General features: G+C 39.6%; 20 protein-coding genes and 1 pseudogene. 16 read left to right on the forward strand and 5 right to left on the reverse strand.

Annotated elements, in window-relative coordinates:
• Positions 1 to 71: 71 nt before the first annotated feature.
• Together AC5JMF_RS26510 and AC5JMF_RS26515 are read right to left on the reverse strand one after the other, a co-directional pair.
• Entirely contained in the window at positions 72 to 230 is a 159-nt protein-coding gene (locus AC5JMF_RS26510; protein WP_495798692.1) for a YqaE/Pmp3 family membrane protein, read from the reverse strand.
• A gap of 136 nt (positions 231 to 366) precedes the next feature.
• On the reverse strand, positions 367 to 714 hold the full coding sequence (locus AC5JMF_RS26515; protein ID WP_495798693.1) for a translation initiation factor: 348 nt from the start codon (positions 712 to 714) through the stop codon (positions 367 to 369).
• A gap of 191 nt (positions 715 to 905) precedes the next feature.
• Between AC5JMF_RS26515 and trpB the strand changes: the two genes are divergently transcribed.
• From trpB to AC5JMF_RS26545, 6 genes are all read left to right on the forward strand, one after another.
• Positions 906 to 2,147 carry a tryptophan synthase subunit beta gene (trpB, locus tag AC5JMF_RS26520; protein WP_495798694.1) on the forward strand — a complete coding sequence of 414 codons (1,242 nt, stop codon included), beginning with the start codon at positions 906 to 908 and terminating at the stop codon, positions 2,145 to 2,147.
• Positions 2,148 to 2,569: 422 nt separating this feature from the next.
• Positions 2,570 to 3,712, forward strand: a complete 1,143-nt coding sequence (locus AC5JMF_RS26525) for a class I SAM-dependent methyltransferase (RefSeq protein WP_495798695.1) — start codon at positions 2,570 to 2,572, stop codon at positions 3,710 to 3,712.
• Between the two features lie 118 nt (positions 3,713 to 3,830).
• On the forward strand, positions 3,831 to 4,157 hold the full coding sequence (locus AC5JMF_RS26530) for a hypothetical protein (RefSeq protein ID WP_495798696.1): 327 nt from the start codon (positions 3,831 to 3,833) through the stop codon (positions 4,155 to 4,157).
• Positions 4,158 to 4,683: 526 nt separating this feature from the next.
• Positions 4,684 to 4,854 carry a hypothetical protein gene (locus tag AC5JMF_RS26535; RefSeq protein ID WP_495798697.1) on the forward strand — a complete coding sequence of 57 codons (171 nt, stop codon included), beginning with the start codon at positions 4,684 to 4,686 and terminating at the stop codon, positions 4,852 to 4,854.
• Positions 4,855 to 5,071: 217 nt separating this feature from the next.
• The gene (locus AC5JMF_RS26540) at positions 5,072 to 5,617 is read left to right on the forward strand and encodes a CAP domain-containing protein (protein ID WP_495798698.1); all 546 of its coding nucleotides are present in this window, start codon (positions 5,072 to 5,074) and stop codon (positions 5,615 to 5,617) included.
• Between the two features lie 74 nt (positions 5,618 to 5,691).
• Positions 5,692 to 6,321, forward strand: a complete 630-nt coding sequence (locus tag AC5JMF_RS26545; protein ID WP_495798699.1) for a ribonuclease D — start codon at positions 5,692 to 5,694, stop codon at positions 6,319 to 6,321.
• Positions 6,322 to 6,744: 423 nt separating this feature from the next.
• Here AC5JMF_RS26545 and AC5JMF_RS26550 read toward each other — a convergent pair.
• Positions 6,745 to 7,197 (reverse strand): annotated as a pseudogene (locus tag AC5JMF_RS26550) (rhodanese-like domain-containing protein); the annotation flags it as partial.
• Between the two features lie 445 nt (positions 7,198 to 7,642).
• Positions 7,643 to 9,967, reverse strand: coding sequence for an NACHT domain-containing protein (locus AC5JMF_RS26555; protein ID WP_495798700.1), 2,325 nt, complete (start codon positions 9,965 to 9,967; stop codon positions 7,643 to 7,645).
• Positions 9,968 to 10,557: 590 nt separating this feature from the next.
• Between AC5JMF_RS26555 and AC5JMF_RS26560 the strand changes: the two genes are divergently transcribed.
• Positions 10,558 to 11,277, forward strand: coding sequence for a response regulator transcription factor (locus AC5JMF_RS26560; protein WP_495798701.1), 720 nt, complete (start codon positions 10,558 to 10,560; stop codon positions 11,275 to 11,277).
• A 614-nt stretch (positions 11,278 to 11,891) separates the two neighbouring features.
• Here the strand turns inward: AC5JMF_RS26560 and AC5JMF_RS26565 are convergent.
• On the reverse strand, positions 11,892 to 12,095 hold the full coding sequence (locus AC5JMF_RS26565; RefSeq protein WP_495798702.1) for a plasmid partition protein ParG: 204 nt from the start codon (positions 12,093 to 12,095) through the stop codon (positions 11,892 to 11,894).
• A gap of 594 nt (positions 12,096 to 12,689) precedes the next feature.
• On the opposite strand from AC5JMF_RS26565, the gene AC5JMF_RS26570 reads away from it, so the two are divergent.
• The 9 genes from AC5JMF_RS26570 (at position 12,690) to AC5JMF_RS26610 (ending at position 22,335) form a co-directional block, all read left to right on the forward strand.
• Complete coding sequence (locus tag AC5JMF_RS26570) at positions 12,690 to 13,694, forward strand: aromatic ring-hydroxylating dioxygenase subunit alpha (protein ID WP_495798703.1); 1,005 nt, start codon at positions 12,690 to 12,692, stop codon at positions 13,692 to 13,694.
• 151 nt (positions 13,695 to 13,845) lie between these two features.
• Positions 13,846 to 14,880 carry an aromatic ring-hydroxylating dioxygenase subunit alpha gene (locus AC5JMF_RS26575; RefSeq protein WP_495798704.1) on the forward strand — a complete coding sequence of 345 codons (1,035 nt, stop codon included), beginning with the start codon at positions 13,846 to 13,848 and terminating at the stop codon, positions 14,878 to 14,880.
• Between the two features lie 77 nt (positions 14,881 to 14,957).
• Positions 14,958 to 15,962, forward strand: a complete 1,005-nt coding sequence (gene hemF, locus AC5JMF_RS26580; RefSeq protein ID WP_495798705.1) for an oxygen-dependent coproporphyrinogen oxidase — start codon at positions 14,958 to 14,960, stop codon at positions 15,960 to 15,962.
• 439 nt (positions 15,963 to 16,401) lie between these two features.
• Entirely contained in the window at positions 16,402 to 17,022 is a 621-nt protein-coding gene (locus AC5JMF_RS26585; RefSeq protein WP_495798706.1) for a hypothetical protein, read from the forward strand.
• A 114-nt stretch (positions 17,023 to 17,136) separates the two neighbouring features.
• A complete protein-coding gene (locus AC5JMF_RS26590) occupies positions 17,137 to 18,555 on the forward strand; it encodes an FAD-binding protein (protein ID WP_495798707.1) in 1,419 nt (472 codons plus the stop codon).
• Positions 18,556 to 18,643: 88 nt separating this feature from the next.
• Positions 18,644 to 19,102, forward strand: a complete 459-nt coding sequence (locus AC5JMF_RS26595; RefSeq protein WP_495798708.1) for a reverse transcriptase-like protein — start codon at positions 18,644 to 18,646, stop codon at positions 19,100 to 19,102.
• A gap of 2 nt (positions 19,103 to 19,104) precedes the next feature.
• Positions 19,105 to 20,367: an ABC exporter membrane fusion protein gene (locus tag AC5JMF_RS26600; protein WP_495798709.1), complete on the forward strand. Its 1,263-nt coding sequence runs from the start codon at positions 19,105 to 19,107 to the stop codon at positions 20,365 to 20,367.
• 68 nt (positions 20,368 to 20,435) lie between these two features.
• Positions 20,436 to 21,593 carry an ABC transporter permease DevC gene (devC, locus tag AC5JMF_RS26605; RefSeq protein ID WP_495798710.1) on the forward strand — a complete coding sequence of 386 codons (1,158 nt, stop codon included), beginning with the start codon at positions 20,436 to 20,438 and terminating at the stop codon, positions 21,591 to 21,593.
• A 55-nt stretch (positions 21,594 to 21,648) separates the two neighbouring features.
• The gene (locus tag AC5JMF_RS26610) at positions 21,649 to 22,335 is read left to right on the forward strand and encodes a DevA family ABC transporter ATP-binding protein (RefSeq protein ID WP_495798711.1); all 687 of its coding nucleotides are present in this window, start codon (positions 21,649 to 21,651) and stop codon (positions 22,333 to 22,335) included.
• Positions 22,336 to 22,370: the final 35 nt, after the last annotated feature.

Raw genomic sequence — 22,370 nt, forward strand, 5'->3', positions numbered from 1 at the left:
GTAGAGACGTTTTAAAAGCACGTCTCTACGAAAGAATTTATTGCAATGATGAATTTAATTGATATTCTCAATTATTTCTTCGCAATTATCCAAACTGCGTGAATAATTCCAGGAATATAACCAAACAAAGTCAACAGTATATTAATCCAAAAGTCTATACCAAAACCTACTTGCAAAAATACGCCTAGAGGTGGTAAGAAAATAGCACACAGAATGCGAAGTATATCCATTTCAACCTCCTATTTATCTCAAGCTGAGCAGCTTTTTTGTTAATTTACCACTGCTGCTCAAATGCATTTCTACTCTCAAAGATAACATTAACTCTCTGGCTTCAAAGCACTGTTTATATGCGGTAAACCGTACTCATCAACCACCGCTGATTTTGGCTTTATAACCAAGCTTAATTAAAATATCGAGAATTTTTTGTTTATGATCGCCTTGAACTTCAATTTCGTTATCTTTGACTGTACCACCTGTACCGCATTGAGTTTTCAACTGTTTGAGTAAATCTGCTAAGGTTTCTGGTTTTGTTTGAAAGCCGCTAATCACCGTGACGGTTTTACCTTTGCGTCCAGCACGAGTAGCTTGTACTCTGAGATTTTGTTGTTTTGGTGGTAGTTCGGCAATCGGCCTTTCTGTGGCAGCAGAGTTATCATTACCAAATTCGCGGTAGGCGAAGTTTTTGTCTGAAGATTTGGAGTTGGAAGAAGACATAATTTAGAGGGAGTGGGGAGTGGGGAGTGGGGAGTGGGGAAACACAGCTTTTTAGAGTGAAATTAATAAAAATTTAGGATAAATATGTAATGCTTACACCTTTATGATCTTTCTTTAGACAGACATTTTGATTATATGTGCTTCACACTTTTCTATAATAATAAAGTCTGTCCCCTCATCAAAAACTGTCTGTGACTACAACTCCTCTTTTTGCAAGTTTTCTGTCAACTGCTCAGGTTCCTGATACACAGGGACGCTTTGGGCGCTTTGGCGGTAAGTATGTTCCAGAAACTCTCATGCCTGCACTGGCTGAGCTGGAAACTGCATATCAGCAATACCGCAATGACTCTGATTTTCAAGCAGAACTGCAACAACTGCTCCGAGACTACGTAGGACGTGCGACGCCGTTATATTTTGCGGAACGTCTAACTGCTCATTATGCCAAACCCGACGGTACAGGGCCGCAAATCTACTTAAAACGTGAAGACTTAAACCATACTGGCGCTCATAAAATTAATAATGCTCTTGGTCAAGTTTTATTGGCAAAGCGCATGAATAAGCAGCGAATTATTGCTGAGACGGGTGCTGGACAGCATGGAGTGGCAACAGCCACGGTTTGCGCCCGTTTTGGCTTGGAATGTGTAATTTACATGGGCGTTCATGATATGGAACGTCAAGCCTTAAATGTGTTTAGAATGCGGCTGATGGGGGCAGAAGTACGTCCGGTAGCGGCGGGAACAGGAACTCTCAAGGATGCAACTTCAGAGGCAATTCGAGATTGGGTGACGAATGTGGAAACCACTCATTACATCCTGGGTTCAGTTGCAGGGCCCCATCCTTACCCCATGATGGTACGCGATTTCCATGCAGTCATTGGGCAAGAAACCCGCGCTCAAGCGATGGAAAAATGGGGTGGCTTACCTGATATTCTTATGGCTTGTATCGGTGGTGGTTCTAATGCCATGGGATTATTTCATGAGTTTGTTCATGAGTCATCTGTACGCTTAATCGGAGTAGAAGCCGCTGGGGAAGGTGTCGATACTCAAAAACATGCCGCTACCTTGACAAAAGGACAAGTTGGTGTATTGCACGGGGCAATGAGTTATCTACTGCAAGATGACGATGGCCAAATAATTGAAGCCCACTCGATTAGTGCGGGGTTAGATTATCCTGGTGTAGGGCCAGAACATAGCTATTTGAAAGATACAAATCGTGCTGAATACTACAGCGTGACTGACGAAGAAGCTTTAGGCGCATTCCAGAGATTGTCACGCTTAGAGGGAATTATCCCAGCTTTGGAAACAGCACATGCGATCGCCTATTTAGAAACCCTCTGTTCCCAACTTACCAACAGTCCCCGCATTGTGATTAACTGCTCTGGACGCGGTGATAAGGATGTACAGGCGGTAGCTAAATATTTAACTAATTCGTAATTCGTAATGACGCGACGCTCCTGTGTCGCTAACGCTGACGCTCGTACCTCGCTACCGCTGACGCTCGAGGACTCGCTACCGCTTCGCTAACGCTAACGCTATCGAGGACTCGCTACCGCTTCGCTAACGTAATTCGTAATGACGCTCGTACCGACGCTCGATGACTCGCTATCGCTACCGCTGACGCTCGAGGACTCGCTACCGCTTCGCTATCGCTACCGTAATTCGTAATTAGAGGCGGAACACCATACCAAATTTTTAAATCGGTGGTTTGAAATTAGTTGGGGTCTAAATCCTCAAATAATTTAACTATGAATTACGAATTTTTTTAAATTCTACATGAAGAGTGGTGAGTGCTGAATTAAAAGACTGCACTGAGTTTTGTAAAAATACAAGAAAGAAATTTTAGGGAGGAAGCAACGATGAATGAACAATTCAAACATGCGATGCTGCCACAAGCTACTCACGACGAACTCGCACGTCAAAACTTTGTACGCAGTTTGAAAATGCACATTTTCCGAGAACTTGCTCCTACTAATAAACTAATTTATGAACAAGTAGCCAAGCCTAAGTTTGAACAAGCAAATCAGCGTCCTCCCCAGAATCGGTATGAAATTCGGCGACTGATGCAGCAAGAACCCTACTATCATTGGTACAGTGCTTTAAGGCGGATTAACCAAGAAATGTTATGGGATGCTGTCAATACCAGCGTTGATCGTCAACTACCAGAATTGATTGAGCGTGCCCAAGACAAAACTGGAGAATTGGGTACTTTAACAATCGACCCCAACTTTAAAATCCCTGCTTATCAAACTGCTGTAGACATTCACTGTATGCCTGGAGGATATCACAGCGAATTTACAGCCGACGATGTTGCTGCTGGTGCAACTTATGATCGCGGAGTTTATATTTATGGTGTTGGTTGGTTGGGGCCTTTAAATGATGACATGGGGCTATCTATAGTCCAAAATTACTTACTGCCAGAGTATCCCGACTTTCGACCCAGAAAAATTCTTGACATAGGATGTTCTGTCGGTAACAGCACATTACCTTACGTCGATGGCTACCCCGATGCAGAAGTCCACGCCATAGATATAGGCCCATCGATGCTGCGTTACGCTCATGCTAGAGCCAAAGCTTTAGGAAAAAGAGTACACTTTTCTCAGCAAAACGCCGAAAACACCAACTTTCCAGATGCATCATTTGATTTAATCGTTTCCCATATTTTGCTACACGAAATACCTACGTCGGCTATTCGTCAAGTCATGCGGGAGTGTTATCGTCTACTCACTCCCGGTGGCATCATGCTTCATGTTGAAGCACCCTCATATCGCCACATGGATCTATATACTCAGTTCGTATACGATGAGGAAACTGCTAACAACAACGAACCTTTCTGGAGCGCGATGCGCGATTTAGATTTAGTTGAATTAGTTACCAAAGCCGGTTTCGCAGCAGATCATGTGTTTGAGAAGTTTGTCCCTAACGGTGCATGGAAACCAAAAGCACCCAATGGTAACTCTAGCAACCGAGGTACTTGGTTTGTTTTGACTGCAACTAAGTGAGAGGCTAGGGGGATGAGGGGGATGAGGGAGATGAGGGGGATGAGGGGACGCAGAGAATAATCAATGACAATTCTCTATACTTCTCCTGTCGCAGACGCTACGCGTAGCAAGATCCCGCATGGTACGACTTCGCTCAGTACAAGTTCCCAATTCCACAAAGGTAGTTGAGATGACAAAGATAGCTAAGGGTAAACGACCTGTATACTTAGATAATTCGCAAAACGATAAATTGCTAACAATGGTAGTGGCTTTAGCTGGTGAGGTGTCTGTGCTTCATGAGCGTTTAGACACTATCGAACGCCTGCTAGCAGCTAAAGGTATTTTATCGATTGCTGAAATTGAAAATTACGAGCCAGATGCAGATGCAGTAAAAGAACGTGAACATTGGCGTGTAGAATATATTGCACGGGTACTACGTGTGCTTAAGGAAGAGTTTCGTAAGTAGGGGCGTGTTTAGCCTTAAATATTAGACCTGCCTTGAAAATAGGGAGTTTTATATCTTGCACCTGTCAAACTTTCGGTCGTAAAAATTACCTAATTGTTCGGCTACGCTGACATTCGCATCTGGATTGTAAATCCCGCTTTTATAGTAAAAGTCCATTAGAAATGGACTGAATACAGGGGTAAATAAATATGTGAGAAATTTTTTAGATAACGGTAAAAATAATTACCCTTTTGCGAAAGAATTATTTCTCAAGGCTTATACCCACTGGAATTTTTTTAGGTTATTCTTGCAAATGACAGCCGCGACCATAATACTAATTTGCAAGGATTTGTCATCATCATTCTTGAAATTGGTGTAAATTTACAATTTATTTAGATTATTGCAGCCGTTGATCTGTTACCTATTCTCCGTATCAAATTATGTCTGGATAACTAACCATCAAATAACAGCTCGCAAGCATCGATATCGACACAAAGAAAATAGATTAGGCAAAATTTAAGTTTATTTCTCACATTTTTGCTGAATAATGTATTTTCAGAGACATTTGTCTAGTGAATACTACATTATTTTTTTATTAATTAACGAACATGTGAGATTTTCCACAGCAGCGATCGCAACTTTTATTAAGCCAACCGCCGCTACACTCTCGTTCAAAATTCCAAATGAAACAATGGATGAAAGCTCATGGATTGACTGATGAAACCAAAAGAACATTTTTCTCAAATAGCAAACCCCAAAAGACAAGACATCCTTGTTCTCCACAAACAGAATTAGCTGTTGAATTTTGAATTTTGAATTTCCTCAAGCGGTACTAGTTCCTAAATTCGTCAATGCCTTACGAGTATCCTCGAAAATTCTGGGAACAATAAGGTAGATCATAAGTCTTATCATCTCTACACATTGTAAAATTCTCCATGTTCCGACAAACTGCTTTTGGCATCGCTTTAAGTACGCTTGTCATTGCTAGTGGATTAACGACCGCTCCAATATCAGGTCACACTTCGGATAAATCCACTCATGAACAACCGTTGTCAATTCTTTCGAGTCAAGTTGCTATATCAAATACTACTTTTAAAACCGCTGCCCTAGAAAAATCGGTTTTTGAGCAAATTAATCGCTACCGAATTTCTAAAGGACTGCCAAGACTAACCCTAAATGCAAAGATATCTCAACAAGCAAGAATTCATAGTCAAAACATGGCTAAGGGTAAAGTTCCTTTCAGCCATAATGGATTTGAACTGCGAGTCAAAGCTATCCCTCTGAATTATAATAGCGCAGCAGAAAATGTTGCTTTTAACCAAGGGTATACTAACCCTGCTGCTGAAGCTGTCAGTGGTTGGATTAAAAGTCCTGGACATTTAAAGAATCTTAAGGGACAGTATAATCTGACTGGTGTTGGTGTTGCTGCTAATGGTCAAGGCGAAGTCTACCTTACACAAATTTTTCTTCGTAGCAAATAGATTTAATTTAGGATTTTTGCACAATAATTAGTGTTGAAACATCCATCAACACTGCATTTATTGTTGAGCAATTCATGACATTACACGATTTTCAGGTGAGCGATCGCGATCTTAGTGATGCAGCCTTGACTGAATATTTAAAATCAACTGCGATCGCAGTTGATACAGAAACAATGGGATTATTGCCGCATCGCGATCGTTTATGTCTAGTTCAGTTGTGCAACCCAGGAGGCAAAGTAACAGCTATCCGCATAGCCAAAGGACAAGTTGACGCCCCAAACCTCAAAAAACTCTTAGAAGCACCTAACACCTTAAAAGTATTTCACTTTGCCCGTTTTGATTTAGCCACCCTACGCCACAATTTAGGAATTCAAGTCCAGCCAGTTTTTTGCACCAAAATAGCGAGTAAGTTAGCGCGGACTTACACTAATCGCCACGGACTTAAAGATGTAGTCCAAGAATTAGAACAAGTAGAACTAGATAAAAGCGCTCAAAGTTCTGATTGGGGTAATGCGGCTAATCTATCAGAAGCTCAGCTTAATTATGCCGCTAATGATGTGCGTTATCTGCTAAGTGTGCAGCAAAAATTATTAGAAATGCTCAAAAGAGAAGAACGTTGGCAACTTGCTCAAAAATGCTTTGAATTTTTACCAACGATAGTTTCACTGGATTTGCTGCAATTTAAAGATTTATTTGAACACTAAAGTGGGGAGTGGGGAGTGGGGAGTGGGGAGTGGGGAAGAGATATTTTTATTGAAAGCGGCGCTTGATCCCCCATCCCTCGTGGGTGGGGAGGAAAGTCGCCTCTAGAAGTGCAGGTAATGGGTAATAGGCCAATTACCCATTACCCATTACCAGATTCCTCGTCCCCTTGTGGGCGAGGAATTTTAACCCTAGATTTACCAACGCCGAAACGAAAACTGTGCCTTTACCTATGCAACTTAGTTGTCTTGACCTTGATCTTTGGATTCAGCAATGTTTTCCTTAACATCAGTCACTGCATTACCAACTGCTTGTTGGGCGTCATGGACTGCATCACCTAGGGCTTTTTGCACATTTCCTACAGTGTCTTTCACTTGAGATCCTATAGGAGTTTTAGATCCAGTGGTGCTTTCGCTTGTTCCACCAACAGGCTTTTGCTGAGTTTCCAAATGATTTTTTACCCGCGCTACGACATTGTAGTCATCTGCACCGGCGGGAGTTCTGGATTCTACAATACCTTCTGTTGGGCCACCGATCGCTTTCCATGCACCAAGACCACCTATAAGTTCTGATACATGTACAAACCCAGCAGAACGAAGGGCTTGAGCAGCTTGGCTAGTTTGTTCCTCATTACCACCGTAGACATAAATGTCACGGCTTTTAGCTAAAGAAGCAACTGCACGATCTGCCAATTGATCTAGAGGCATTGGCATTGCACCTGTAATATGACCTTCGTTAAATGTTTCGCGATCGCGCACATCTAATATTGTGAATGCAGGCTCACCCCATTCCAAACGAGACTTCAAAACATGAGCATCGGATTTTGCTTGTATGGGTGGCTGAGGAGGAATGATACCACCTACTAAATTGTTATTCATAATAACTGCTCCTTGCTTATTACATTAATAAACAATTTAACGAATCGAATAAATTTAATTGCTCTGGCTATGGTATGAAAATCCTTAAACTCTCTCTTCAGATAGACTTGTACTAATTCGTAATTCGTAATTAAAAAGTGAGATGTTGGAAAACTAAATTCCCAATTTTTTTTGAAAAGTCGGGAATCTGAACACCGCACATTTTTACAAATCAGAGAGGATTACTATACATATTCTTATACCAATTCTCTAAAATTCGGCTACACATTCAAACTCTGAAACCCATACTAAATAAGAGCTTCTTAATTACGTTAGCGTTAGCGAGTCCTCGATAGCGTTAGCGTTAGCGAAGCGGTAGCGAGTCCTCGAGCGTCAGCGGTAGCGAGGTACGAGCGTCAGCGTTAGCGACACAGGAGCGTCATTACGAATTACGAATTGGTATTAGTCATTTACTAGTACAACTGATAACTGATTTAATATCAGCGATCGCTAATAATAATGTTTCCTCAATTGCTTGACGTACTAATGGAGTTATATTAGCAGCGCGATTGAGGCAATCTACTAGTAATTTATTCGCATCATAATATTGTTGGAGTAGTTCTTTTTGCTGTTTATCGAACTGCCAATTATAACCAATATTGCGATGCTCAATTAATATATTTCTTAATTGTTCACCCCAAGCTTGGCCTTGAGCTTGCCACCAGTTTCTAAACCCGCTTTGATTACTATCTATATGAGGTAATTGTTTTTTTAGTTGTTGCAGTGCTTGCTTAAATCTTGGCTCAATCACAAGTTCTAAAGCTTCTTCAAAGGCAATGATCAAAGCATGAGCATGGTCAAAAGCAAGAGCATTGTTGTGAGTATGCTCAAACGCGGATTCCAGTTCATTTACACAGGCAACAGTACTCAAAAGAAATTCATCTAGAGCGAGGTTATAATCAAAGGCAATACTACCAACAATGGCGCACTCCAGATCATAAATTGGACTACGGGTAAAGGCGCGATCGCAAACTAGATAAAAGGCACGAATAGCGACTGGTTTGTAGGTAGTGGAAATAGAACTAGATTTTTGGTTTAGCCAGGTGAGGAAATATTGTAATTTATCATCATCAGCTAATAGTAAATCAATCTTATATTTTATTAAATGAAGCATGGTATCAGCATCGGTTAACATACTAACAGTTAACAAAAATATCTGTCGCCAGCGCTGATTATTTATATAGTCTAAAAAATTGTTTGCAGCTTGGATGGAGAAACTTTCAACAATATTTTGAGCAGTAAAGTATTCTTGGAAAGTTAGATGAGAAAAAGAATAAATTCCTTTTGCTCTTTCTACAAATAAACCATTTTGCACTTCAATTTCTTTTAAGATATTTATACTGTCTACTGGATAACTATGAATTTGTAAACTATCAAAATATTCAGTAATTAAGCACTGAATTTTTCCTGTTTCAAAAAAGTAATCTCCTTGTTCAAAAGTAATAGCTGCAATTTTAGAGAGGAGCTTTTTTTTATTGGAGGAATTTAATTTATTAAAAATGCGATCGCGTTTAATACCTTTTGTGTCATCCCACCTAAATAATAAAATATTTACAGCTTGTTCATATAACTTAGTGAGATTAGCTGGTAGTTCATTTTTCACATAGAATACTAAGCAAATTAAATGCAGCAAGATTGGTGTCTCGGCTAATTCTCTGATATGCTGATTTTCGGGTAAATTTAACTGATTGATAAATAAATTTCCTCGCGATTCTGCTTCTTCTCGTGATTTCAAAGTAACTGCCACAAACCAATTTTTCACAAAAACTTCGACTTGCCGAGCATTAAAATCTGCTATTTCAAATTCTGTAAATCCTGCAAATCTGTATTTTTGAGCAGCAATTCGAGAACTAATTATAAATTGATTTTTATAAAAAATTTGAGCCAATCTCCGAATACTAATTGTAACTTGTTCTGCTTCTAATGCTGGTACTTCATCTAATCCATCTAGCAAAATCAGCAGTTTCCCTTGAGTTAATAAAGTAATAGTTGATTCTTGTTTAACACCACAACTAATCAATTCTTGAGTAATATAGTTTAAGAGATTGAAATCACATGCCTCTTTGGCATCTTCAGCAAATTCTTTTAATTTAATAAAAATGGTGATCCGATGCGGCTGAAACTCGCCTTTGTTGCACGCGATCGCTAAATATTGTAAGAATATAGTCTTACCTGAACCTGGCTTACCCAGTATCATCAATTTCGAGTACTGTGATACAACTTCTAATCCTGACAATCTTCTTTGATGCTTACAATGTCCGAGTCGATTCCAATCTGATTCAGATTGAAAGTTTTTCAACAAATCAGAAATCTCTCGCCATTGCTGACTAGTTATCTCTTCCCAAAAGTTGATATTAGTGTATATGTCCAACAGTTGAACTGTCTGTCCAACATCTAACATTTGTACAGTACTGCATTGATCTTGAATTTTGTCTTGGCGCTTTTGGCGTACTTCTCGCACCAATGCGTCTAAGTCAAGGCTACTGGATTGTAATTTTGATGTTGCATCTTCAGATAGACCAGCAACCTGTTGCCAAGATAACCCTAGTTGCTGGCAAATTTGCACAAAACAAGTACGAGAAACTGATTCACCTGCAAAAAATTTAGCAACTGGTTGGCGCGTGATACCCAAAGCTGCTGCTAATTTATACTGACTCCAAGTTTTGTCTGTTAAAGCTGTTTTAGCTGCTTTGATGCCTTCTGGCGATGCTCTTAGTCCTTGGCTTGTCATATTTCAAGATGAAAAGTTGTAGTACAGTATGTGCTTAAGCATATTTATATGCATAGGATATCCTAAGTATATTTCAGTAGATTATTTTTTGAGAAACAGACCTTTGACTTTAAAAAGAGTTTGATATGATGAAGAGTCTGTGAATTTGCTTCCATTTGAAGAAAAATCTCTGAGATTTTGTATAAACGCGATTAATAGCACTTAAGTAAATAGAGTTGAGTTACACAACTCAACCTAAAAACATACTAAAAAGCTACAATAGTCATACACTATACAGACATTATGTTGGCTGAAGTTTTTACAAACTTCATGGAAAATTAAATGTACACAAGTACTACAGTAGCGATCGCTCTGAGTGATGAGACGAGGCAGCACTTCGGCTTCGCTTAGTGATCGGGGAGGCAGCACTTCGGCTTCGCTCAGTGTCTGGGGAGGTAAGGGAAGAATAAATAATTACGAATTCCCCAATCCCCATTACCCCTAATCCCCACTCCCTCCGGGAGCGGGGGCCCCGAGTTCCCCAATCCCTAATTCCCAAAACAAATACACATAGCGAATTGCTAAATTAACAATAGGCTGTATTGATGATTATGGTTTCTAATACTACTGCTCCAACTCCCAAGGTTATGGTCGTAGATGACGACTTCGGTGTTCGGAATCTCATTTATCGCTTTTTAGGTCGTAAATATCAAATAGAATCGGCAGCAGATGGTAAAGCTGCTTTGTCATTATTTGAGCAATTCAACCCAGCCTTAGTAATTTTGGATTGGAATTTGCCAGACATTACTGGCTATAGCCTCTGTCAAGAAATGCAGAGTCGCACTGGTGTTTTAGTGATGATACTAACCAGTCGCACTGACGAGGCTGATAAAATTAAAATTATGGCCGCAGGTGCCGATGATTTTATTACCAAACCTTTCAGTCTGGCAGAAGTAGAAGTGAGAGTAGAAGCTCTTTTGAGACGTGTACGTTACATCAACCCATCTCCAACACAGCGTCTAATCTTTAAGCAGCTAGCAATTAATCCAGAAGGACGTGAGGTGACACTTAACGATAAACCCCTGACCTTAACAGCCTTGGAGTTTAATATTCTACATTTTTTGGCTAGCCATCCTGGTCAAGCTTGGAGTCGCCCGCAGCTAATTCAAAAAATCTGGGGTTGCGATTATGTAGGAGATGGGCGAGTAGTTGATGTACACATCGGTCAGCTACGCAAAAAAATGGAAGTGGATGCTAGCATACCGGAGTTTATTAAAACTGTTCGCGGCTATGGTTACAAGTTTGAAGCACCAGAAAATACTAATTCGTAATTCGTAATTCGTAATGACGCGACGCTCCTGCGTCGCTCTAAGCGAAGCTATGCCGCAGGCTTTACGCTAACGCTATCGAGGACTCGCTACCGCTGCGAAGCGCGTAATTCGTAATGACGCGACGCTCCTGTGTCGCTCTAAGCGAAGCTATGCCGCAGGCTTTACGCTGACGCTCGTACCGACGCTCGATGACTCGCTATCGCTACCGCTGCGAAGCGCGTAATTCGTAATTAAGACATCGTTTGAAAAGCTTGATACAAGAGATTTCTAAGCTCGACTTTAGCCATTTTTGCACTTACAGGTGATTATGATAAGTATTTAGCAGTTGCGATCGCAATTCTCTGCAAAGATGATTCAAAATTGGCGATTGATTGTGCTGAAAATATGATCATAGTCACAATCAATCGTCAACTATTGCCAGCCATTCTAAATAGTATTGGCTTCGGACAGTTCATTAATTTTGCTCATTAATGACAATTTGCTCGTAATCATAAGCTATTTGTAAACTCACATAATTTTTACATTTAATTATCTTATTATTCCTCCTATCACCAGTTAGAAAATTGCTGTAGTATTAGCTGCATAAAAGACAGCCGCATTAGCTATCAATCATGCTAAACTTCACTCTTTTTGCTTTTAGGTAAAGGGCCATTTTTCTGTGAAACAGGTAGCTCCATATCATTTTTGGCTAACCAATCTTCAATAAGTTCCGCTGTCACGTCTGACATATTCAGCCCTTTAAAAAAGCAAACCGTCTTAAACCTGTTTTTTGTTTCAGGGGACAAGTAAACCCTGATTGACGCTTCTCCTTGTGCCACACTATACCCCTACTAATGAACCTATTCACTAGTTTATTGGTGCAACGGTTCATAGAGAAAAATTATACATCAGTTGACTAATGCACTAGTGCATTGGTATAGTATCACCTATACCCAAAGATAGACGCGCAACCAAGGCAATAGATGCCAAAAAGTGTCAGCGCGGGCGAATAAATATCTAATCAGCGAACAAAGCCAGAAAATGGCTTAAGTTAGCTTCGTTTGTCTTGAAAACAATACTTGCAATCAAAAATGAAATTAAAAGCTTATAAGCAATCAAATCAGAAGCTATACTTCCAAATACATTATTTGCAAATAGCTTGTAAGTATTATCCAGAGGTTATTTGAGTATTTTTCCAGCAACAACTATCTAGACAAAGTTTTCCTTTTAACTAAACCATATGCCCGTATGTTAGGGTTCATAACTACTTAACTAGTAGTTCACTACATTAACTGTACCTGGTACGTAGTCAGGACTTTAGTGCTGAAGACAAGGACTAAAGTCCTGACTACAAACTGAAATAACTTTTCCCAATTTTGTAATTGTTTATTGCTTAATTTTGAATTTTGAATTGTTTTAAGTAGGAGCTTATTGTGCTAAAAAACTTCTGGTATGCTTGCGAATTTAGCTTAGCTGTCACCAACAAGCCCAAGCAAATCGTGATGTTAAATCAGAGATTCATCCTCTACCGTAATTCTCATGGACAAGTCATAGCGTTGCAAGACCAGTGTTCCCATCGTGGTGCGGCGTTGTCTATGGGTTGGTTGGAAGAAGACTGCATCCGCTGTCCATATCATGGATGGAAATATCAAGCAGATGGGCAATGTATCGAAATTCCTTCCAACGCATCCCAAACACCTATTCCCAAAAGAGCAAATATCAATAGTTACCCAGTGCAGGAAAAATATGGTTTTATTTGGTTATTTTATGGAGATTTACCAGAAAAAGAGCGTCCTTCAATTCCTCCTTTACCAGAGTATGCACATCCAACCATGCATCCTATTTATTTAGAGTATGAGATGGTAGCTCACTATACTCGTGTTATAGAAAATGCTCTTGATCCTGCTCATTTGTATGCAGTTCATGCTGATTCCTTTGGTGCAGGATTTGCACAAGATCCAAGAGTTGAAGATTATGTTGTTCAAGATGAAAATTGGGGTATAAGTGCCAAAATTACATATAAAAACTACACTCAGCCCAAAAATGGAATATTTAAATCCTTTTTTCGTCCAGCACGTACACAATTAAATGCCAAAACTACTTTTTATCTACCTAATATAACTAAGATTGAAAGTGATTTTGGTCGAGGCAAAATGATTAATTACGCTGTTCATATTCCTGTTGATGAGAATACAACCATTAGTAAACGGATTCAATTTCGTAACTTCTTTACTTACTCTTGGGCGGATAGATTATTTATAAAATTTCATCACAAAGTTGGTTTAGAAGATAGGATAGTAACCGAATCGCAATATCCTAAATTGATTCCTGATACTTTGTCTACAGAAGTTCATGTTCCTGCTGATGCTCTGACACTTGCTTATCGTAAACTGCGTCAAAAATATCTGATGATGGGCTGGGGTTTGAAGACTATTTAAGAATTCCAAAACTTATCAGAAGCTAGAAAATAGAAAATTCAAAATTACGATGTATAAGGCCACTTTGATTAGGCGATCGCCAGTGTTCTCTCCCGATTTTTCTGCTACATAATTTATTTTTCTCTAAAAAAATAATTAGGAGTCAAGTACGTTGAAAAACTTTTGGTACGCTTGTGAATTTAGCTTTGCTATTACCAACAAGCCCAAGCAAATCATGATATTAAATCAAAGATTTGTTCTTTACCGTAACTCTCAAGAAAAAATCATCGCGTTGAAAGATCAATGTCCTCATCGCGGCGCGGCTTTATCTCTAGGCTGGATTCAGAATGACTGCATTCATTGTCCCTATCATGGATGGAAATTTAGATCCGATGGGCAATGTATTGAAATACCTTCCAATGCACCTGGAATACCTATTCCTAAAAAAGCGAGCGTAGATAGCTATCCAGTTCAGGAAAAATATGGTTTTGTTTGGCTATTTTATGGGGACTTACCAGCAACACAATGCCCTCCCTTGCCAACTTTGCCCGAATACATGATCTCAACCATGCACCCTGTTTACGATGAGGGGATAGATAATGCTAACTATGCTCGCCTCATGGAAGCAAATCTTGATTTTACCCATGTCATCGCCGTCCATAGAAAATCTTTTGGTCAAAGAATTCCCAGAAATAAAACTATTAGCTACAAAGTCGAAGAATACGATTGGGGTGCAGTTGCCAAAGTCAATTATGAGTCTTTAGGTAATTCTAAAAGTTTTTTGAACCTTTTACTTGGTGGTCGTCCAGAATTGAAGACAAGATTGAGTTTATATTTGCCGAACGTTACCTTAGCAGAAATTAGCATCGGTAGAGGAAACAGATTTGATATCAAATTCGGTATTTTAGTTGCTCATCTTCCCATTGATGACAAAACTACTCTTGTCAAACGTGTTTTATATCGCAACATTTTACCTCTACCTTGGCTAGATGGTTTTTTCAGAAAGCTAGATCATAAACTTGCTCAAGAAGATACAGTAGTAGTCGCAACATTAGGCTCACAATCAATGCCCAAAATATCAGAAGAACTTCATGTTGCAGCCGACGCTTTAGATATTACTTTTCGCAGACTAATACAAAAGCACTCAAATATTGATAGTCAAAACTATCCTATTAACAAATCTTCCCAACCAGTTCAAGTAGGATAATCCGGCAATTCAGCCAAACACGACTTAACTGTTGTAGAACAACACCGAATTAATAGTGAGGAAGTGAGGAGATAAGTATGACTGATATTCTAGAAAAATCAATCGCACAATCACTACCAACAAGTGGGGTAATCGCTCAAATTTTCAAACAGATGTTTGAGAATACTTGTCAAGCGCTTGAGGTGTTAGATGGTAAAAAGTTCTCAGAACAATCTTGGAATCGAAATCATCAAGACATCTGGACAGTTGGTGAAAGTAGCGAGGACGCCATATATATTGACCGTGCTTTGCACAATGGCAACGTTTTTGAAAAGGTAGGAGTTAACTACGTAGCAATAGAGGGTAAATTGCCTCCTGGAATGTCCTTCCAGCAATCAGGGGCCCTCCCCACAGGAATTGCAGACCAAATAACAGGCAATAAAGACATCCGCTTCTTCGCTACAGGTTCTAGCTTTGTCATCCATCCCCACAATCCGATGGCACCTACCGCCCATGTCAACTATCGCTACTTTCAAATCAATAATGGAGGGCAACCCCTTTATTGGTGGTTTGGTGGTGGGGCAGACCTCACACCAGCTTACCTTTTTGAAGAAGACGCAACTCATTTTCATCACGTACATAAAGAGGTTTGCGACAAATACGACTTATCTTATTACCCCCGCTTTAAAAAATCGTGTGATGAATACTTCCATATCCCACATCGTAGTGAACGTCGGGGCATAGGTGGAATTTTCTTCGACCATTTAAATCAAGGTAATCCCCAAAAACTTTTTGCCTTTGTCGCAGACTGTGCCGAGGCCTTTTTACCCGCCTATATGCCGATTGTAGAAAGACGTAAAGATATGTCCTTTAGCGAGGAAAACAAGTATTGGCAGCATCTAGTACGTGGGCGTTATGTAGAGTTTATCTTGTCTTGCGATCGCGGCATTCGTTTTGGTTTGGCAAGTGGCATGGTCAAACAGCAAAGTGTATTCAACTGTATGCCTCCTGCGGCTAGTTGGGAATATGACGACCAACCCGTACCAGGTAGCAAAGAAGCAATGCTCAAAGAAGTACTGAAAAATCCGCGACAGTGGCTATAAACTTTTCCATCCTGATCATGATTAGAAATTAATAGTCACATTCAGAAAAACAATTGAGCATAAAAAAATCATCATGAAGAAAACAAAATTGCTGGATTTAAAACCATCAACATCTAAAAGTAAATTGAATAATCGTTCATCAATCTACAAACAAACGTTACAAAACATAGCAACCGACTTAATTTTAGAAAATAAAACACGGCATAGACGGATCGCAAACGAACTAGAAATAGATATCGCCTTGTCTTGTTTGAATGCTTGCAAATATATCCTGGCTTGGATAGTTTTTCTTTGCTTATATTCCAGCGTATAAATAGGTCAATCTAATTAGAGATACACATAGTAGTAACGCACCACCCAAAGACTTTGGTGCGTTACGCTACGCGATAACACACCCTACTGCCAACATTGTTTATTTATACTTTTGGAAAAACGAAAAATGGAAAATAATTTAATTACAGGTAACCTGCGGATTGAAGATATCATCAACCTTGATGAGTCGAAAGCAGTACAACTATTTAGAAACAGATTTAAAAGATATAAAAACCTAATAGAAGAAATAGGAGAAACAGCCGCTTTTGAAAAGATGATGGAAAAATATCCAGCGCAACAAAAAGCATTAATGGGTACCTTCATAGAGAACAATACCCTAGCCAAAGGCTTCAAAAAAGCATCTCCCTTACTAGGGCTAATGGGCTTCGTAATGGAAGTAGTAGATATTTCTCAAAACGGCATAGACGCAGCCTTAGAAATTCAAAGAGTTTGCCCAGTTTTATCTCTTGCTCAAGAATATGGCTTCGAGAATCCCTGTCGCGTCTTCTGCGAAATGGAACAAGAAGCAACTAGAAGAGCCTTCCCTAACATTAAAGCCATGATTCTAAGCAAACAAGCAGAAGGAGACTGTGTTTGTATATTTAAATACGAAAGACCCACAACACAAAACATTCCAAAAACTCAACACATATCCTCCCAAATCACAACTTACATCAAACTAGCCAAACTAATTCCCAGCCTAATTCCAATCAGCATAAAAATGCTCAAAATGCGCTTTTTCAACTAACTCATGTAAACTCTATGCATCTCTGCGTCTCTGCGCGGCAGTCGCTACAACGGGGGGAACCCCCGCAACGCGCTGCCTTGCCTCTGCGTGAATAAAAAAACCTAAATCATCCCCATGAACAGCCTCCTCCTAGATCTAAAACATATCATCCAAGGCGAAATTAGCAACACACAAACAGACTTAAACGCAGTATCTCAAGATTTCGGTGGCATTATTCAAAAACAGCCCCAAATCGTGGTTCGCCCTCAAAACTCCACCGATATTGCTAAAGCCATCAAATATGCCACTGAACAAGAAATAACCATTTCTTCACGAGCTGCGGGACATACATTAAGTGGTCAATCTTTAAACCAAGATGGCATTCTTCTAGATATGAGAAATCTCAATCAAATTCATAAATTCCATCCAGATAAACTCTGGTTTCAAGCTGATGCTGGTGTGACTTGGAAGCAAATAGTCGATACCTCAATTCCACATGGCGTCATCCCTCCTGTCCTCACAAATAACTTTGAAGTCACTTTAGGAGGAACCTTATCCGCAGGTGGTTTGGGTTTGAGTTCTTTTCGTTATGGATCTCAAGCCGATAACTGTTTAGGTTTGGAAGTCGTAACCGGAACAGGTGATATTGTTTGGTGTACGCCAGAAAAAAATAGCGAGCTTTTTTATCACGTTCTTTGTGGCTATGGTCAATTTGGCATCATTACCAAAGTACAAAATCGCCTGAGAAAATATCGTCCTTTGACTCGCAGCTATCTTCTCTGTTACGACGATTTAAATCTACTCTTAAATGATGAACGTCTTCTAATTTCAGAAGGTCGAATAGATAATTTAGTTACTTTATTTTCTCCTTGCTTACTAGGAATATCTAGAGCAAATCACCAAGTAGTTCGACCAATTATCCAGTGGTTTTACCGACTGCAAATCACTCAAGAAATAGATTCTATAAATGAAATAGAAGAAGCCAAACTACTCTCTGATTTAAATTTCTATCGTCACATCCACACTGAAGACTTAACCTTTGATAAATTCGTGCAACCAATAGCACAAGTATCTCATCCTGTAGATACTGCTAACTCTTGGATAGATGTTCTTTTACCAGCGTCGAAAGCAAAAGAATATATCGATATTGCTCTTGAGCGTATACCTGCTTTCCTCGACTTTCGGACTGTGCCCGTGGGTTCATTTTGTCTAGTTTCTCAGAATCATAAAATGCCCATGTTTGCCTTACCTAAAGAAGAGTTAATTATCGGTTTGGGAATGTATCCCACTATTCCTAAATCTCAGGTTCAACCTGTTATAGAGCAGTTAAATTTACTTACTGATATTGGTTTAGAAATGGGTGGCAAGAGATATATGGCTACTTGGGTAGAATTTGAACTTCCGCAATGGCGATCGCAATATGGTGATTATTGGTCTAAAGTCAATGAAATTAAAAGGAAATATGACCCTAGTGGAATACTCAATCCTGGCTTCTTTAAGTATGAGCAGGCTGCACAGCCAAATTTGAATATGACTTGTGTGTCATCTCTTTGAAGAAGGGAACAGAGAACAGGCAACAGGGCATGTTAAGACTTTCAAAAAATAACCAATTTAGAACTAGAATGACATATTAATGAATCTCATGCATTACTATAGCAACCCTGGATTTAATTGCCTGAAAAGTAACTATGTTACTGTTTATTGTTACGCCATATCTCAAAAAAATCCAGGCTGGTCTATTGCTGCTACATATAAATCAAACGGAAAAATATTGGTAACAGCACGCCAATATTTAGGAAATATTCCAGATAACATTGCTGAATATTACAGCATTATTTTAGGCTTAAAAAAAGCTCAAGAATTAAATTTTCGTGATGTAATTCTCTGTAGTACTAAGCAGCGAGTGATTAATCAACTGGAAGGCTGTTGTGATATTGATGATCTGGCTTTGATACCTCTTTATCAACAAGTTGTCATGCTTCTCAGCCGCTTTCAATTTTACAAATTGGAGTATAGATCTTTGTCTCAAGTGAGAGTCATGTTTAGTACTATTTTTGATATCACTGCCAACCAAGATAGTTTCAATCATTGCCCAGGATAAAAATGATGCAAGATTCTCAGAAAATTAATAAACAATCTTTATTTCCATCTAACTTGCGTTGGTTAGTTGCTTTGGGTATTACCTGCACGATCGCAATCGGGGCAGGAGTTTTATATTTAACTCGCGCAACAGTTGCAACTAAACGTCCGGCGGTTGTTCCACAAATCACTCAGTCAGCAACGCCAAAAGTAAATGCACTTGGAAGATTAGAGCCAGCAGATGATGTAATTAAGGTTTCTGCCCCGACTAATCCCAGCTTTGGTAGTGGTAGTCGTGTAGTTAAGCTGTTAGTCAAACAAGGAAGTCAAGTCAAATCCCAACAAGTCATCGCCATTTTAGATAATCGCGATCGCTTGCAAGCTAGTTTAATAGAAGCGCAAAAACAAGTCCAAGTTGCCCAATCTCGCCTAGCACAGGTAAAAGCCGGAGCTAAATTTGGTGAATTAGTAGCCATCCAAGCCAACGTCAAGAACCTCCAAGCAGAGTTAGATGGTGACATTCAAACCCAGCAAGCCACCATTGCTCGTTTAAATGCAGAATTACAGAACGCAGAGACAGAATTTCGTCGTAATCAAGCTCTTTACAAAGAAGGTGCGATCGCAGCATCTACTTTAGATAGTCGCAAATTAGCTCTCAGAACCGCCCAAGAGCAGTTAAACAGCGCCAAAGCAGACTTAAATCGTACTCAACGCACCCTCAGCGCCAAAATTCAAGAAGCCAAAGCCACCTGGGAAAAAACAGCAGAAGTGCGTCCCACAGACATCGCAACAGCGCAAGCAGAGGTAAACAGTGCTGCTGCAACAGTCGAAAAAATGCGAGCCGAACTCGATTTAGCATACGTCCGCGCCCCTAAAGCAGGCCAAATCCTCCAAATTCATACTCGTCCTGGCGAAACAGTAGGTAACGACGGAATTGTAGAACTTGCTCAAACCGATCAAATGTATGTAGTTGCAGAGATTTACGAAAGCGATATTGCTAAGATTCGTTCTGGTCAGACTGCCAATATTACCAGTTCTAGCAACGCTTTTTCTAACAAATTAATTGGAACTATTGAACAGATTGGTTTAAAAGTAGCTAAAAAAGATGTGCTAGATAGCGATCCTACAGCAGCAACTGACGCCAGAGTAATTGAGGTGAAAATTCGTTTGGATAAACCTACTAGTCGGCAAGTAGCTCGTTTTACAAACCTCCAAGTTAACGTCGAAATTGATTTATCTCACGCAGAGGCGCAGCGAAAAGTTCTGAAGGAGGGTTTCCCTCCGTAGGAAACTTTTCAAGACAGAGGCACAGAGAAAGAGTTTAAAAATACAACTTTCACAAGAAGTATCATTATATGTTTAAGCGCAAAATTCCCTTAGCTTGGCTGCAATTAATCAAGCAAAGAGGACGTTTTATTGTTGCAATTTGTGGAATCGTCTTTGCTGACTTTTTGATGTTAATGCAGTTAGGTTTTCAGTCAGCTTTGTATGATAGTAACACCCGTCTGCACGAACTCCTACAAACAGATTTAGTAGTGATTAGTCGGCAAGCGCAAAACTTAGGACTTTTGAGTTCATTCCCACGTCGGCGTTTATTTCAAGCCGCTAATCTATCAGAAGTTGAATCATTTAATCCCGTATATATTCGTTTAGGAGTTTGGAAGAGTCCACAAACTAAGCTGGACGAATCAATTTTGGTTATCGGCTTTAATCCTGACAAACCTGCATTTAATTTGCCAGTAGTCAATCAAAGTTTGGATTTAATTAAATATCCAGATACACTCTTGTTTGACCGTAATGCAAATGGAAAATATCAAGAAGCGATCGCCCAACTAAATCAAGGTAAATCTGTCACAACAGAACTACAAGGACGAAAAATAACTATTCGGGGTTTGTATGAGGTTGGTGCATCCTTTGTTGCCAATGCTAGCGTAATTACCAGTGACCAAAACTTCTTAAGAATTTTTTCTTCACAGCAAGCAGGTAGAGTCAACCTTGGTTTGATTAAACTCAAATCTGGTAATGATGCAAATGTAGTTGTCAAAGCTTTACAGTCTTATCTTCTTGATGATGTAAAAGTTCTGACTCGTCAACAATTTATTGATTTTGAAAAAAAATATTGGCAAGAAAATGGTGCAATTGGTTTTATCTTTTCCTTGGGCGTCACAATTGGTTTTTTAGTTGGCGTGATTATTGTTTATCAAATTATTTACAGCGACGTTATCGATCATATGGCTGAATATGCCACTCTCAAAGCAATGGGTTTTCGCCATACCTATTTATTATCTGTCGTTTTTCAAGAAGCTTTGATATTAGCCATACTCGGTTATATCCCTGGTTGCTTGATTTCTTTTGGCATGTATAACTTAACGCGGAATGCTACAAAATTACCGCTATTTATGACTACTGAGCGCATCATGCAAATTCTGATTTTGACAGTGATTATGTGTGTAATTTCTGGTGCGATCGCCATGCGGAAATTGAATTCCGCAGACCCAGCAGATATATTTTAATAATTCGTAATTCGTAATTAAGATATAGGACTCATATTTGATTTGGTGAAATCAATTGATTACTACCGACCCTATTATTTCTACCCAAAATATCAATTATTTTTTTGGCAAAGGTATCTTACGCAAACAAATTCTATTTAACATTAACTTGGATATTTATCCAGGTGAAATAGTAATTATGACTGGGCCATCTGGCTCAGGAAAAACCACCTTGTTATCTTTGATTGGTGCATTACGCTCTTGTCAACAAGGTAGTTTAAAGGTTATTAGTAAAGAACTCTGCAATGCCAAGCAAAACCAATTAATCAAAACACGGCGACAAATTGGTTACATTTTTCAAACACATAATCTCTTAGATAGCTTAACAGCACACCAAAATGTAGAGATATCTTTAGAATTGCATCATCACCTATCTTGGAAAACCGGACAAGCAAAGGCAGCGCGAATGTTGGCAGCAGTCGGATTGGGAAATCATCTGAACTACTACCCAGAAAATCTTTCTGTAGGGCAAAAGCAACGAGTCGCTATCGCCCGTGCCTTAGTAGCAAATCCGAAAATTATTCTCGCTGACGAACCCACATCAGCACTTGATAAACAATCAGGGCGTGATGTAGTAGAACTCATGCGAAACCTAGCCCAAGAACAAGGTTGCACCATCCTACTCGTCACCCATGACAACCGCATTTTAGATATCGCCCATCGCATTATTCATCTAGAAGACGGTCATATCATGTCCGTTTAAAGACTTATGATTTGGCTGACGCGGAGATAGGGAGA

The organism is Desmonostoc vinosum (assembly GCF_059505385.1).